Source organism: Noviherbaspirillum sp., from assembly GCF_036563305.1.
Classification (GTDB): Bacteria; Pseudomonadota; Gammaproteobacteria; order Burkholderiales; family Burkholderiaceae_D; genus Noviherbaspirillum.
In genome coordinates this window covers 169,761-184,138 of record NZ_DATCMQ010000011.1, presented here as the reverse complement: position 1 = coordinate 184,138, position 14,378 = coordinate 169,761, and the positions used below count along the sequence as shown (strand labels likewise).

Genomic DNA, 14,378 nt, shown 5'->3' with positions numbered 1-14,378 from the left:
CGATCAGTTGCGGACCGGTTTGCCGGTCTGCATCATGCCCATGATGCGTTCCTGCGTCTTCGGGTGGTTCAGCAGTTCGACGAAGGCCTTGCGCTCCAGGTCGAGCAGCCATTGCTCGCTGACCAGGCTGCCCGGCTCGACGTCGCCGCCGCAGACGATCTCGGCGATCATTGCACCCAGCTTGTAGTCGTGGGCCGAAATGAAGCCGCCGTCGCGCATGTTGACCAGCTGCGCCATGATGGTGGCCATGCCGGTGCGACCGACCACCGGCACCAGCTTCGGCAGCTGGGGGCGGTAGCCGGCGTCGAACATCGCGCGCGCCTCGACCTTGGCCACGTGCAGCAGCTCGTACGGGTTGAACACGATGACGTCGTTCTGCGACAGGTACCCCATCTTCTGCGCTTCCAGCGCCGACTTCGACACGTTCGCCGTGGCGGCATTGGTGAAGTAGTTCTTCAGGAACTGCAGGATGTCGTTGCCCTTGGCGTCGTTGGCCGCACGCACCGCGGCCTCCTTCAGGCCGCCGCCGGCGGGAACCAGGCCGACGCCCACTTCCACCAGGCCGATATAGGACTCGATGGACACCACGCGCTTGGACGCGTGCATCATCAGCTCGGCGCCGCCGCCGAGCGCAAGGCCGGCAACCGCTGCCACGACCGGCACGCTCGCGTACTTGAGCGCCTGGTGCGCCTGCTGCAGCTTGGCGACTTCCGGGGCGATCGCCTTGGCGCCGCCGGACATGAACACCGGCAGCATCGACTGCAGGTCGGCGCCGGCGGAGAAGGCGCCGCCTTCGGCCGCATCCGCGCTCCAGATCACCAGGCCCTTGTAGTTCTGCTCGGCCTCGGCGACCGCCTTGTACAGGCCGTTGATCACGCCCTGGCCGATCACGTGCATCTTGGTCTTCAGCGACAGGACCAGCACGTCGTCGTTCTGGTGCCAGATGCGTACCGACTCATCCTCGAACACCGTGGTGCCGGCCTTGCTGCCGTCCGCCGTGCCTTCGCCCAGCAGCGTCGCGCGGAAGGCCTGGCGCTGATAGACCGGCAGCGTGGAACGCGGCACATAGGCCTGCTTCTCCGGCGACCAGGAGCCCTCGGGGGTATGCACGCCGGTGCGGCCGTCGAACACCCAGGCCGGCAGCGGCACGTTGCACAGGGCCTTGCCGGCGTCGATGTCTTCCTGCACCCAGGTGGCGATCTGCTGCCAGCCGGCCGCCTGCCAGTTCTCGAACGGGCCGGTCTTCCAGCCGAAGCCCCAGCGCAGCGCGAAGTCGATGTCGCGGGCATTGTCGGCGATCGACGCCAGGTGCACCGCCATGTAGTGGAAACCGTCGCGGAAGATCGCCCACAGGAACTGGGCCTGGGGGTTGGTCGACTCGCGCAGCGCCTTCATCTTCTTTGCCGGATCCTTTTCCTTCAGGATGCGGTTGATGATGTCGTCGGCCTTGCCGCCGCCCGGCACATAGTCATTCTTTGCCGCGTCGAAGCGCAGGATGTCCTTGCCCACCTTCTTGTAGAAGCCGGCGCCGGTCTTCTGGCCGAGCGCGCCCGCAGCCACCAGCTTGCCCAGCACTTCCGGCGTCTTGTACACCGGGAAGAACGGGTCATTGGACAGGTTGTCCTGCATGGTCTTGATCACGTGACCCATGGTATCGAGACCGACCACGTCCGCGGTGCGGAAGGTGCCGCTCGATGCGCGGCCCAGCTTCTTGCCCGTCAGGTCGTCGACCACGTCGTAGGTCAGGCCGAACTTCTCCGCTTCATAGATGGTCGCGAGCATGCCGAAGATGCCGACCCGGTTGGCGATGAAGTTGGGCGTGTCGTTGGCCCGCACCACGCCTTTGCCGAGCGTGGTGGTGAGGAAGCCTTCGAGCTGGTCGAGGATTTCCGGACGGGTCGACACCGTCGGAATCAGCTCCACCAGGTGCATGTAGCGCGGCGGGTTGAAGAAGTGCACGCCGCAGAAGCGGGCCTTCAGTTCGGCGTCGAAGCCTTCCGACAGCGCGGTGATGGACAGGCCGGAGGTGTTGGATGCGAAGATCGCGTTGGGCGCGATGAAGGATGCGACCTTCTTGTACAGGTCATGCTTCCAGTCCATGCGCTCGGCGATGGCTTCGATGATCAGGTCGCAGCCTTTCAGCAGCTCGAGGTTGTCCTCGTAGTTGGCGACCTGGATCAGCGCGGCGTCATCCTTGTTGCCGAGCGGCGCCGGGTTCAGCTTCTTCAGGTTCTCGATCGCGCGCAGCACGATGCCGTTCTTCGGACCTTCCTTGGCCGGCAGGTCGAACAGCACGACGGGCACTTTGGCATTCACGCAGTGGGCGGCGATCTGCGCGCCCATCACGCCGGCGCCGAGGACGGCGACTTTCTTGACGATGAAGTTGGTCATGGGGATATCCTGGTGTGCCCGCCGCTCCCTGCAGGAGCCGCGGGCGGTGGTGGTTGTGCTTAGAACAGGTCTTCTTCCAGCGCCATCAGGCTGGCGGCGCCCGAACGCGCCTGGCGGATCAGCATCGCGGTTTCCGGCTGCAGGCGCGCGAAGTAGAACCGCGCGGTGGCCAGCTTGGCCTTGTAGAAGCTGTCGCCGGAATCCTGCTTCTCCAGCGCGATCTTGGCCATCTGCGCGAAGAAGTAGGAGAACACCAGGTGGCCGACCACGCGCAGGTAGGGCACTGCGGCGGCGCCGACTTCATCCTGGTTCTGGAAGGCCTTCATGCCGATCTCCATCGTCAGCTTGGTGACCTTCTCGCCAAGATCGGCCAGCGGGCCGACGAACTCGGACATCTTCTCGTCGAGGCCGTTTTCCTCGACGAAGGCCTGCACCTTGCCGCCGAACTTGCGCAGCTTGGCGCCGTTGTCCATCAGGATCTTGCGGCCCAGCAGGTCCAGCGACTGGATTGTGTTGGTGCCTTCATAGATCATGTTGATGCGGGCGTCGCGCACGTACTGCTCCATGCCCCACTCGGCGATGAAGCCGTGGCCGCCGTAGACCTGCATCGCTTCCGACGTGGCGATCCAGCCGTTGTCGGTCAGGAAGGCCTTGATGATCGGCGTCAGCAGCGCGACCTCGTCGGCCGCTTCCTTGCGCACTTCCTCGTCCGGATGGTTCAGTTCGCGGTCGATCTGCAGCGCGACGTAGGAGCTGAACGCGCGGCCGCCCTCGGCGAAGGCGCGCGCGGTCATCAGCATGCGGCGCACATCCGGGTGGACGATGATCGGGTCGGCCGCCTTCTCCGGCGCCTTCACGCCGGACAGGCTGCGCATCTGCAGGCGGTCCTTGGCGTAGACGACCGCGTTCTGGTACGCGACCTCGGTCAAGCCGAGCGACTGCATGCCGACGCCGAGGCGGGCAGCGTTCATCATCACGAACATCGCATTGAGGCCCTTGTTCGGCTCGCCGATCAGCCAGCCCTTGGCGCCGTCCAGGTTCATCTGGCAGGTCGAGTTGCCGTGGATGCCCATCTTTTCCTCGATGGCGCCGCAGAAGATCGTGTTGCGCTCGCCCGGGTTGCCGGCGGCATCGGGAACGAACTTCGGCACCAGGAACAGCGAGATGCCCTTGGTCCCGGCCGGCGCATCCGGCAGGCGCGCCAGCACCAGGTGAATGATGTTGGCCGACATCTCATGCTCGCCGGCCGAGATGAAGATCTTGCCGCCGGTGATGCGGTAGGAACCGTCCGCCTGCGGCTCGGCCTTGGTGCGCAGCAGGCCGAGGTCGGTGCCGCAATGCGGCTCGGTCAGGCACATGGTGCCGGTCCATTCGCCCGACACCAGCTTGGGCAGGTACAGCGCCTTCTGCTCTGGCGTGCCGTGCTCGTGCAGCGCCTCGTACGCGCCATGCGACAGGCCGGGGTACATGGTCCATGCCTGGTTCGCCGAGTTCAGCATCTCGTAGAAGCTGTTGTTCAGCACGATCGGCAGGCCCTGCCCGCCGTACTCGGGATCGCAGGACAGCGACGGCCAGCCGGCTTCAACGTACTGCTGGTAGGCTTCCCTGAAGCCCTGCGGGGTCTGCACGACATGGGTTTCCTTGTCGAGGCGGCAGCCTTCGCGATCACCCGGATGGTTCAGCGGGAACACCACCTCGGAAGCGAACTTGCCGCCCTCTTCCAGCACCTGGTTGATGATGTCCCGGTCGATTTCCGCATGCTTCGGCAGCTGCTTGAATTCTTCTTCCACCTTCAGCAGTTCGTGCAGCACGAATTGCATGTCTCGCAAGGGAGCGACGTATTGACCCATGGTTCTATTCTCCTGACGGCAAACGGGTTGTGCGGTTAAGCAGTTTTCTTGCTTGTGGACGTGTTCGCTATGGCGTCGGCCGGGTGCTGGTAGCTCGTGATCAGGCGTTCGAAGCCGACCTCGGCGCGATTGACGCTTCCTGGCAATTTCAGGAAGCGGGCATCGTGATGCAGCGCCAAGATTAATCCGTACATCTCGAACACCAGTTGATCCGGATCGGTGACAGACGACAAATGGTCCATCTCGATGGCCTGCACCACGCAACGACGCAGGGCATTCTTCCATGCGCGCACCATGCCGGCCAGCTCCTCGCGGATCGCGCCGGGACGGTCGTCGTACTCGACCGCGCCGCTGATGTAGATGCAGCCCGATGCAATCTCCACCGAGACGCGCTTGACCCAGCGGGCGAACATGCCCTGCAGGCGCGGCAGGCCGCGTGGCTCCTTCATGCTCGGGTAGAACACCTCCTGCTCGAAGTGGTGGTGGTACAGCTTCACCACCTCGATCTGCAGATCCTCGCGGGAACCGAAGTGGGCGAACACGCCGGACTTGCTCATGTTCATCTTGTCTGCGAGCAGGCCGATGGTCAGGCCTTCCAGTCCGTCGCGGCTGGCGAGGTCGAGCGCCACGTCGAGAATCGCCGCGCGGGTCAGTTCGCCTTTACGCATCACTTTGGTAGTCGAGTCGTTCATGTTGGTTGCCTTGTGGTGCCTGTTCGGAAAGAAATCAGAATCAGTACGGCGCTCACGTAAGCGAACGCTCGTACTATTATCTACCGAAGTATAAATGTCAAACGGGAAGCTTAGAGGCCGGATTCTAGTTCCGTCACGCCGCGGGAACGGCTTGTTCCGGCCTGGCGACGCGCTTTTTCGGGCGGTCGGCGAGGCCTCAGAAGCGGTCGAGCTGGCGCCGGTCGCGCTTGGTCGGGCGGCCCTTGATCGCCTCGCCGGGCTCCCGGAACAGCTTGCGCTGCTCGGCTTTGCGCTGGCGTTCCGCAATGCTGTTTTCGGTCTCGGTGTAGAGGCCCTGCGCAATGGTGGCGGAACCGCGCTTGTCGGCCAGTCCGGTCACGACGACTTCCCATTCGGTGGCGCCGTTGTCGATCTCGAGCCGGTCACCCGGCTTGACGCCGCGCGCCGGCTTGACCCGCTCGCCATTGAGCTTCACCTTGCCGCCGTCCACGGCGTCGGTCGCCAGAGAACGGGTCTTGAAGAAGCGGGCGGCCCAGAGCCACTTGTCGATACGGACGGATTCGGTAGTCATCGCGGCACCTGCAAAACCACCGATTGTAAACCCGGGTAGCGCTTGCAGGACGGCGTCGCGGCCGGCTGGGCAGCCAGCCGCCGTATCCTGCCGCAGGCGGAAGGTCAGAACTCGGTCCAATCTCCGTCGTCCTTCCGCGCCCCCGGCCGGGCGGCAGGCAGTGCGACCTGCCGCCTTGCCGCCGGGCGTGGCTGCGGCCTGGCAGCCTGCTGCCGCACCGGCGCGGCAGTCACCGCACGTACCGGCGCGGCGCCGGCAACCCTGAACGCGCCGATCGCCTGGTCCAGGTTGCGCGCCTGCTCCTGCATGGCGGCAGCGGCCGCCGCCGCCTGTTCCACCAGCGCCGCATTCTGCTGCGTGCTCTGGTCCATCTGGGTCACTGCCTGGTTGACCTGCTCGATGCCCGCGGTCTGCTCCCGGCCGGCGGAAGAGATCTCGCCGATAATCTCCGTCACGCGACGCACGCTGTCGACGATCTCCTGCATCGTATGGCCGGCCTGATCCACCAGCGCGCTGCCGGCGTCGACCTTGCTGACCGAGTCGTCGATCAGCCCCTTGATTTCCCTCGCGGCGGATGCGGAGCGCTGCGCAAGGCTGCGCACCTCCGCGGCCACCACGGCGAAGCCGCGTCCCTGCTCGCCGGCGCGCGCCGCTTCCACTGCTGCGTTGAGCGCCAGGATGTTGGTCTGGAAGGCAATGCTGTCGATGACGCCGATGATGTCGACGATCTTCTTCGAGGAATCGTTGATGGAGCCCATGGTGTCGACGACGCTGGCAATCACGCTTCCGCCCCTGGTCGCCACATCCGACGCTGTCGCGGCCAGCTGGCTGGCCTGCACCGCGTTGTCCGCGTTCTGCCTGACGGTGGACGTCAGCTCCTCCATCGATGCGGCGGTCTGCTGCAGCGAGCTGGCCTGATCCTCGGTGCGCGCCGACAGGTCCTGGTTGCCGGCGGCGATTTCACCGGATGCGGCGGCGATCGATGCGGTGGACTGACGGATCTCGCCTATCGTCTGCCCCAGCTTCTGCTGCATGTTTCGCATGGCGGCCAGCAGGCTGCCGGTATCGCCCGGCCTTACCTCGACCGGCATGGTGAGGTCGCCGTCGGCGATGCTGCCGACCACCCGCGCCGCATAGTCCGGCTCGCCGCCCAGCTGGCGGTAGATGCTGCGCATCATGCTCCAGGCCAGTGCCCCCATCACGATCATCAGGACGCCGCCGATCGCCAGCAGGATGGCGGTATTGCGCCAGAAGGCCTGGTCAATGTCGTCGATGTAGTCGCCGAATCCGATGATCCAGTCCCAGGGCTCGAACTTGACGACCGCATACATCTTTTCCACTTTTTCCGTTGCGCCCGGCCTGGTTCCCGGTGCAAAGACGACGCCGATCTCCTTGCCCTGCAGGGCAGCGCGATAGCGTTCGCCGGCTTCCCTGCCTCCCTTGGGATCAACGATGCCGACCCGCTTCGGGTTGGGATGCACGTGGTTGACGTCGTCGCTGTAGCCGCGCACGAAGTAGTACCGCTCATCCTTCTTCAGGCTGCCGATCAGGCGCTTCGCCTCGCGCTGGGCGTCCTCGCGCGACAGCTTGCCGGCGGCTTCCTCGGCGTGGATATGTTCGAGCGAGGCCTTGGCGAGCACGACCAGCGTGGACAATTGGGACAAGCGCTCCTTCATCATGGCGCTGCGCAATGCGGATAGCGAGAAGGCGGCGAGCAGGACCATGCCGATCAGGGCGGCGACGCCGAGGAACAGGATACGTGTGCGGAGTTTCATTGTTAGACGGTGGAAATGGACAGGGATGCGCGAGGCATGCATGTTGCGGCAGTGCCCGGATGCCGGCACGCGGCCGACCTGGTCAACCCGTTGCATCACCAGGCGGCGTCAGGCGCGCATGCGCTTGAGGAAGCGGAAAATCAGGCGGGGCGGGGAGAATCCGGGGCGACCGGCGTCATGCGGCGCAGCGCGTGCAGCAAGTGTACGCGCTGCACGACTTGGAAAAAAGCAATCATGCCTGGCAAGAGCGGGCCTGCATGCAGAAAGCAGGCTTACGTTGCTGTAATGCAACAAGCTACTGTGATGACTTCTCCTGCTTGTGGCGGCGCATCCTTCAGAATTCTTCCCAATCCGGGCCGGTGCCTGCCTGCACGGGAAGCCGGGCGCGGACCGGGGCGGTTGCGGATGGCGCGGCAGGCGCCGGTGCGGATGCAAGGGCAGGCGCGCCGGGGCTCATGGCGTTCCGCGGGCCTGCCTGCAACCGGAACACACCGACCGCTTCGGCCAGGCGCGCCGCTTCCTGCTGCATGGCGCTCGATGCCGCCGCCGCCTGCTCGACCAGGCTGGCATTCTGCTGCGTGGCCTCATCCATCTGCGCAATCGCCTGGTTGACCTGCTCGATGCCGGCGGTCTGTTCCTGGCTGGCGGCGCTGATCTCGGCCATGATGTCGGTCACCCTGCGCACGCTGGCCACCACCTCTTCCATCGTTGCGCCGGCCTTGCCGACCAGTGCCGTGCCGCTGGCGACCTTGCTCACCGAATCGTCGATCAGGGTCTTGATCTCCTTCGCGGCGCCGGCCGACCGTTGCGCCAGGATGCGCACCTCGGCGGCCACCACGGCGAAGCCGCGGCCCTGCTCGCCGGCGCGCGCCGCTTCCACCGCCGCGTTCAGCGCCAGGATGTTGGTCTGGAAGGCAATGCTGTCGATCACGCCGATGATGTCGACGATCTTCTTCGAGGCGTCGTTGATCGCTTCCATCGTGCTGACCACCTCCGCGACGACCGCACCGCCCTTGTTGGCGACTTCGGAGGCCGATGTGGCGAGCTGGTTGGCCTGCCGTGCGTTCTCGGCGTTCTGCTTGACGGTGGAGGTCAGCTCTTCCATCGACGATGCGGTCTCCTGCAGCGAGCTGGCCTGCTGCTCGGTGCGGGCCGAGAGGTCGAGGTTGCCGGCCGCGATCTCGGTCGAGCCGGTGCCGATGGTCTCGGTGCTGGCGCGCACCTGGCCGACAATGTTCACCAGGCTGCCGTTCATTTCCTTCAACGCCTGCAGCAGGCGCCCGGTCTCGTCCTGCGTGCGCGCCTGGATATCCTGGGTCAGGTCGCCGGCCGCGATGCCGCCGGCAATGCGCACCGCCTTGTCGAGCGGGCGGGTGATCGCGCGCACCAGCCACACGCCGAGGGCCGCCGCGACCAGCAGGCCGAACAGGATACCCGCGGAGCAGCTGTAACGCACCAGGTCATAGGTCTTCTGCGAGCGCTCGAAATCAGCGCGCGCCACCTGCAATTGCAGCTGGATCAACGCGTCGATGGTCTTGCGCACCGGCTCGAAGTTTTCCTCCATCACCCCCTGCAGCAGTTCGTTCGCCTGCTCGCGGTTGCCGGAGCGGACCGCGGAGATCGCCGGACGCAGGCCCTCGCTGACGAAGGTCTTGCGCTGGGCGGCGAACTGGTCTGCCAGCTTGCGCTCCTCGGGGCTCAGCGCGGACGCCGTATAGGCGTTCCAGATGCCGTCGAGCTTCGCAATATCGGCCTCCACCTGGTCGAGGACGAAGCTGGCTTCTTCCGGTTCGTCGCTGATCGCCTTGGCGATGTCGAGCTGGTTGGCGTCGAGCAGGCGCACCGCCTGGTCGAGCTGGCCGAGCACCACCAGGCGCTGGTCATACAGAGCCTGCATGGCACCATTGGCGCCGCCGAGACTGGCGATGCCGATCACCCCGCCGATGACCAGTTGCAGCGACAGGAAGCCGATCACGAAAATCAGGCGGGAGCGGATGGAGAATGTGGTGCGCATGTCGGGTCTCTCGGAAGTACGACGAAGGTTCTTGCCGGACGAACGGATGCGGCAGTGCGGCCGGACCGTTCCCGATACGAGTGTACAGCGATTTCTGCCAAATTTTTCTCGGGAGAAACACGTACTTGCAGGGATTTAGACGGACGATGCGCTTTTTGCGCAGTCGGCAAAATCCATGGGAAGGGGGCTGGGACCGCGTGGCATCCGGGATGGCGCGAGGCCGGCCGCGTGTCGGGGCCGCAGTGCCCGCGACAGGGAGGGAGGGGAAAAGGACCGTGGCCCGCGCCGGGCTTGGCCATGCATCGACAGGCCCGGGCGGAAGACGCACGGAGACGGCCCGTCGGGGCAAGCCCGGGGGCCGTGCAAGGACGGTCAGCGGCAGACTGGCCGCCGACTACCGGTCAGTGCAGCTGCTGCGACTGATTGGCATCGCCGATGTCGTCGACGATCGCCCCGCTGGAAATGGCCTTGCCGAGGGTAGCCTCCTCGAACCAGCTGCGCACCATCTGCAGGTGGGCACGCTCCTCGTCGAGCGCGACGGTGAAGTCGCTGATCAGCGCGTCCTGGCCCTGGTCTTCGGCCAGCGCGATCAGCAGTTCCCACCCGGCGTTGTCCGTCATCTCCGCCACCATGATCGCGTGCAACGACTGCGCCATGGTGGTGCGCGGATCGGTCAGCACCTGCATCAGTCCCATCGATTCGACGCCTGTCACGTCGGCGCAGGGGGTTTGCGAGGTCGGGTCGCCGCCCATGCTTTCGATCGCGCCTGCAATGAGCTGGAAGTGACGGACTTCGTCCTCGCGGATCTTCTGGAGGTCGGCCAGCGTCATGCTGGTCGTGCCGTCCTGCGTAGCCTCGAACTTGGTGATCAGCGCATCATAGAGGCGGGAGCCGGTGCGTTCGAATGCCAGGCGTTCGCCCAGCTTGTCGAGCAGCAGTTGCGGCTGGTCCCCGGTCAGCATCGATGCGCCGGTAGTGATCGCGCCGCGCACCGTCCCGGGTACCGGCACCGATCCGACCGGGTCGGAAGCGAGGATGTATTCGCTGCGCATCTGCATGATGCCGGTATCGTCGCCCGGCGTCGGCGCGGTCAGGCCCGGCGGCGGCACGCCCTGCATCTCCTTGCTGTCGAGCGGGGACATCTGCATGCCGGTCCGGTTCATGCCCATCGAGGGTTGTTCTTTCATGGCTGTTCCTTCCTGCTGAATATGGCGAAATAGCCAGCCATGCCTCCACCGCCGCACCACGGGATTGTGACCGGCTGACGAAAGCTGGCTGTCACTCTGCATTGCATGGTTCACACCGCGACCGCGGCCCTCCGGTTGAGCTCGGTACCCGGCGACCACACGTAGCCGGCGGCCACGGTCTCGCTCGGCGAGCCGGCGGAGTTGAGCTGGGTACGATAGTCGATCGACGCCTGGCTTTCCTGCGCCTTGTCGACGAACTGGGTGCCGTTGGCCCGCAGGTCCACTTCCTGCGACAGCACCTGGCGCACGAATTCGCGCTGGCTGGCGAAGGTCACCGGCTCGGCAAGCGGCCCGGTGATGATCTCCGCCGGGTCGCGCTTCTCGTACTGCTTGAACAGTTCCGCCACCATGTGGAAATGGCCGAGCTCGTAGTCGAGGAAGCGTTCCCACATCGCCTTGATGCGCGGATTGGTCTCCTGCTGTACGCAGCTGTAGTAGTTGTACGCTTCCATCGCCTCGTGCAGCAGCATCTGCTCCAGCAGCGATTCGTCCGGATCGATCAGCGAACCGTACTGGGTCACGTGCTGCTCCTCGATGGAGGCGATCTCCGCATACAACTGGCGCGCGACCGGATCGGCAAACAGCGGGCCGATGTTCATGTAGTAGTCGTGGGTCTGGAATTCGGATGCGGTAATCATCAGCGCGTGCAGCTTGGTCAACTGGTCGGCCTTGCTGCGGTCGTAGGATTCGCGCACGTCGTCTTCCGGCGCGCGATGTTCCACCACGGTCGGCCGGCCCGGCAGGATGTCCGTGTAGCTCTGCAGGATGTTGTTCGCATCCTTGCCTTCCAGCCGGTCCAGCAGCGCGGAGTAACGGTACATGTGATCGAAGTCCTCCAGCAGGCCGAACCGGTAGGCCTGCGCCATGTACGGATCGGGTTCGCGCTGCGCAACCGCGGCGGTAACCTCGATCGCCACCTGCTCATACGCGATCGTGGTTTCCAGCGGCGAATGGTCGGGGCCGAGCAGCCAGTTGATCATCGTCGCCTGGTGCTGCTCGCAGCGGCGAATCTTGGCCAGCGGTACGCGCAGCTCGCGGTTCCTGCGTGCGGCGATATGTTTCATGCGCAGCGCATCGAGCTCGATGCCGTTCATCAGGATGATGCGCACGCGTGTGAAGGCGTCGTCATCGAGTTTGCTGATCGGCTTGCCGACCATGTCCCGCCAGGTGAAGCGCTGCTGGTCCAGCGGCATGCCTTTAGCGCTGAATAAGTCCAATGCCATTGTGTTGCTCCTTTCGTGTAGCCGTTTGGTGAGGAGGAGTTGCCGTCCGCGAGCGGGCGGTCCAGGCTGAGCCGCCTACCGCCGCAAGCTTCGTGCCGGGTGCGTCCGGCGAGGATTTCATCCGTAAGGCAATGCCGCGAAGAACAAACGCGGGAAAAGCCGCACTGGTGCGGGCGCGAGCCTTCCTTCCACGTGCATCGCCAGGAAAGCGACGAGCGTTTTTACACGGACACCGGGTAAGCCTTACAGCCGGGCTACATCAGGATCTTGCGGTTGTCGCCGAGGGCGTCGGTATTGCCGGTCATGATGCCCTTCGCCAGTCCGTACAAACGCTTGGCCGCGCTGCCGGGGGCCATCCAGTACTCGGCCTCGGTGATCGTCACCTTCAGCAGCACCAGGTCCGGGTCGTCCACGCCCTGCGGGAACCAGGGCTTGACCCACGGCGTCCACAACGCCTGCATCTTGTCCTTGTCCCGCACCATCTCGCAGGTGCCGGATATCGACAGGTAATCCTGTTTGTCCGGGCGGGCGTAGCTGAGATTGACCTGGCGATGCTGGTCCACTTCGTCCATCTTGGGTGAGGACATCGCGGTGAAAAACCAGAGACAGCCGTCGCTGTCCATCTGCATGGTCGACATCGGCCGGCTGCGCAAGGTGCCGTCGATTTCCTCGGTGGTCATCATCGCGAACTTGATCTCCTCGACCAGCTCGGCGACCTGTTGCAGGTCGCCACGGTTCTGTTCCTGCACGTCCATGGAAAGCTCCTTTATAGGGCCGCGCCGGGGCGGTGCGGCGACCTACAGGAGAACCAGTGCAAGGAAGGAAAGTTCCGCCGGGACGGGATGCGGCGGATGCGTCAGGAGTTCTCAGGAGTCGTCAGGCCAGGCGGCGGCGAGCAGGCCGGGCAACACTCCGCCCGCCTTTCCACGCAGGACGAACTGCGCGATCGCGTCGTGTGCGGTGACATCGGGGTTGATCTGCACCACCGTGCATCCACGGGAACGTGCGAGACGCGGCAGGCTGGCGGCCGGCTCGACCAGGCTGGAAGTGCCGACGCAGAGAAACAGGTCCGCATCGGTGACGATGTCCTCGGCGCGCTGCCATGCCTGCATCGGCAGCGCTTCCCCGAACCACACCACGGCCGGCCGCAGCATGCCGCCGCAGTACGTGCAGCGCGGCGGGATGTCGATGCCGTTCGCGCCGTCCGCCTCGCCGGACGTGCGGCCGCAGTCGAAACATCTGCTGCCATGAATATTACCGTGGAGTTCGATGACACTGCCGCTGCCTGCCGCCTGGTGCAGCCCGTCCACGTTCTGGGTGATTACGTTCACCTCGGGCAGCAGGCGTTCGAGGCGTGCGACCGCGAGATGGCCGGCGTTCGGTTGCCTCTCGCGCATCATCGCGCGCCGCCACGCGTACCAGTTCCAGACGGTGACGGGATCGCGCCGGAAAGCGTCGGGCGTGGCGAGATCCTCGGCGCGATACTGCGCCCAGAGGCCGGTCTGCGCATCCCTGAAGGTCGGGATGCCGCTTTCGGCGGACATGCCTGCTCCGCTGAAGACGACAAGATGGCGGGCGGAACGCAGCTTCTCCAGCAGTACGGTATCGAAGGACATGTGCGGCGGGACGGGTGGTGTAACCTCAGTATAGCGCCGGGTCCGCGCCCGCTCAGGCCGTCGCCGCCGGTGCGCCGGACGCCGCCTGTTCGCGGGGCCGCGAGGCCAGCAGGATGACCGCGGTCAGCACCATCGCACCGCCAATCAGCTGCCCCGCGCTGACCTGCTCGCCGAGCACGACCATGCCGAGGCAGATGGTGATCACCGGCTCGAGCGTCGAGATGATGGATGCCCGCGACGGCCCGACGTGCTTGATGCCGACCAGGAAACAGGCCACCGCGATCACCGTCGAGAACAGCGCAATGGCCGCCGTCGCGCCCCAGGCCAGCATCCCCCCAGGCAACCCGGATTCGCCGCCCGCCGCAAGGATGCCATTGCCCAGGGCGGCTGCGGCCATGATGACCAGCGTGCCTGCGAGCGGGTCGGTGCCGGCCATGATGCGTCCGCCGACCAGGATGTAGACGGCGTAGATCGCCGCAGCCGACAGGCCGAGCGTGATGCCGAGCGGCGTGCCCTGCAGGTCGCCGCCGAGGGTGATGGCGATGCCCGTGACCGCCAGGAGAAGCAGGAAGAAGGTGCGCCGGTCGAGGCGCTCCCAGCCAAAGGCGATCGACAGCGCCGCCACCAGGATCGGATAGACGTACAGCAGCAGGCCGACCAGTCCGCTGCTGGCGTGCAGCAGCGCGGTGAAGTACGCCTGCGACTGCGCGGTGTAGAGCAGGCCCATGAAGGCGAATCCGAGCAGCGCGCGCCCGCGCGGCAGCGGCAGCCGGCGTATCCAGACCAGCGGCGCGAGCATCGCCACCGCCAGCGCGAAGCGCAGGGTGAGCAGCATCGCCGGCGACATGCCGGAGGCATAGGCGAGCTTGGCGAAGAGGGCCATGCTGCCGAAACCAAGCGCGGACAACAGGATCAGGATGACGGCGTAGCGATGCGGCACGATGGACACTCTTTCAGGTTGGATGGCGGCCGGGACAGGCTGAATATGGTTTGGGCTGT

11 protein-coding genes are annotated in these 14,378 nt (G+C 65.4%); all 11 read right to left on the bottom strand.

Annotated elements, in window-relative coordinates:
- Positions 1–3 precede the first annotated feature (3 nt).
- Positions 4–2,391, bottom strand: a complete 2,388-nt coding sequence (locus tag VIM12_RS08865) for a 3-hydroxyacyl-CoA dehydrogenase/enoyl-CoA hydratase family protein (protein WP_331941254.1) — start codon at positions 2,389–2,391, stop codon at positions 4–6.
- 59 nt (positions 2,392–2,450) lie between these two features.
- Positions 2,451–4,241 (bottom strand): acyl-CoA dehydrogenase C-terminal domain-containing protein, encoded by a 1,791-nt coding sequence (locus VIM12_RS08860; protein WP_331941253.1) that lies wholly within the window; start codon positions 4,239–4,241, stop codon positions 2,451–2,453.
- 35 nt (positions 4,242–4,276) lie between these two features.
- Positions 4,277–4,909, bottom strand: coding sequence for a TetR/AcrR family transcriptional regulator (locus VIM12_RS08855; RefSeq protein ID WP_331941357.1), 633 nt, complete (start codon positions 4,907–4,909; stop codon positions 4,277–4,279).
- 220 nt (positions 4,910–5,129) lie between these two features.
- Positions 5,130–5,504, bottom strand: a complete 375-nt coding sequence (locus VIM12_RS08850; protein WP_331941252.1) for an RNA-binding S4 domain-containing protein — start codon at positions 5,502–5,504, stop codon at positions 5,130–5,132.
- 104 nt (positions 5,505–5,608) lie between these two features.
- The gene (locus VIM12_RS08845) at positions 5,609–7,279 is read right to left on the bottom strand and encodes a methyl-accepting chemotaxis protein (protein WP_331941251.1); all 1,671 of its coding nucleotides are present in this window, start codon (positions 7,277–7,279) and stop codon (positions 5,609–5,611) included.
- Positions 7,280–7,613: 334 nt separating this feature from the next.
- The gene (locus VIM12_RS08840) at positions 7,614–9,293 is read right to left on the bottom strand and encodes a methyl-accepting chemotaxis protein (RefSeq protein WP_331941250.1); all 1,680 of its coding nucleotides are present in this window, start codon (positions 9,291–9,293) and stop codon (positions 7,614–7,616) included.
- Between the two features lie 401 nt (positions 9,294–9,694).
- The gene (locus tag VIM12_RS08835) at positions 9,695–10,480 is read right to left on the bottom strand and encodes a ferritin-like domain-containing protein (RefSeq protein WP_331941249.1); all 786 of its coding nucleotides are present in this window, start codon (positions 10,478–10,480) and stop codon (positions 9,695–9,697) included.
- Between the two features lie 110 nt (positions 10,481–10,590).
- Positions 10,591–11,763, bottom strand: coding sequence for a hypothetical protein (locus VIM12_RS08830; protein ID WP_331941248.1), 1,173 nt, complete (start codon positions 11,761–11,763; stop codon positions 10,591–10,593).
- A 254-nt stretch (positions 11,764–12,017) separates the two neighbouring features.
- Positions 12,018–12,518, bottom strand: a complete 501-nt coding sequence (locus VIM12_RS08825; protein ID WP_331941247.1) for a pyridoxamine 5'-phosphate oxidase family protein — start codon at positions 12,516–12,518, stop codon at positions 12,018–12,020.
- 111 nt (positions 12,519–12,629) lie between these two features.
- Entirely contained in the window at positions 12,630–13,379 is a 750-nt protein-coding gene (locus VIM12_RS08820; RefSeq protein ID WP_331941246.1) for an NAD-dependent deacylase, read from the bottom strand.
- A 52-nt stretch (positions 13,380–13,431) separates the two neighbouring features.
- Positions 13,432–14,319, bottom strand: coding sequence for a DMT family transporter (locus VIM12_RS08815; protein ID WP_331941245.1), 888 nt, complete (start codon positions 14,317–14,319; stop codon positions 13,432–13,434).
- Positions 14,320–14,378 lie beyond the last annotated feature (59 nt).

Coding starts and splice junctions, on each gene's coding strand:
- VIM12_RS08865 (WP_331941254.1), bottom strand. CDS start 2,391: ATGACCAACTTCATCGTCAAGAAAGTCGCCGTCCTCGGCGCCGGCGTG.
- VIM12_RS08860 (WP_331941253.1), bottom strand. CDS start 4,241: ATGGGTCAATACGTCGCTCCCTTGCGAGACATGCAATTCGTGCTGCAC.
- VIM12_RS08855 (WP_331941357.1), bottom strand. CDS start 4,909: ATGCGTAAAGGCGAACTGACCCGCGCGGCGATTCTCGACGTGGCGCTC.
- VIM12_RS08850 (WP_331941252.1), bottom strand. CDS start 5,504: ATGACTACCGAATCCGTCCGTATCGACAAGTGGCTCTGGGCCGCCCGC.
- VIM12_RS08845 (WP_331941251.1), bottom strand. CDS start 7,279: ATGAAACTCCGCACACGTATCCTGTTCCTCGGCGTCGCCGCCCTGATC.
- VIM12_RS08840 (WP_331941250.1), bottom strand. CDS start 9,293: ATGCGCACCACATTCTCCATCCGCTCCCGCCTGATTTTCGTGATCGGC.
- VIM12_RS08835 (WP_331941249.1), bottom strand. CDS start 10,480: ATGAAAGAACAACCCTCGATGGGCATGAACCGGACCGGCATGCAGATG.
- VIM12_RS08830 (WP_331941248.1), bottom strand. CDS start 11,763: ATGGCATTGGACTTATTCAGCGCTAAAGGCATGCCGCTGGACCAGCAG.
- VIM12_RS08825 (WP_331941247.1), bottom strand. CDS start 12,518: ATGGACGTGCAGGAACAGAACCGTGGCGACCTGCAACAGGTCGCCGAG.
- VIM12_RS08820 (WP_331941246.1), bottom strand. CDS start 13,379: ATGTCCTTCGATACCGTACTGCTGGAGAAGCTGCGTTCCGCCCGCCAT.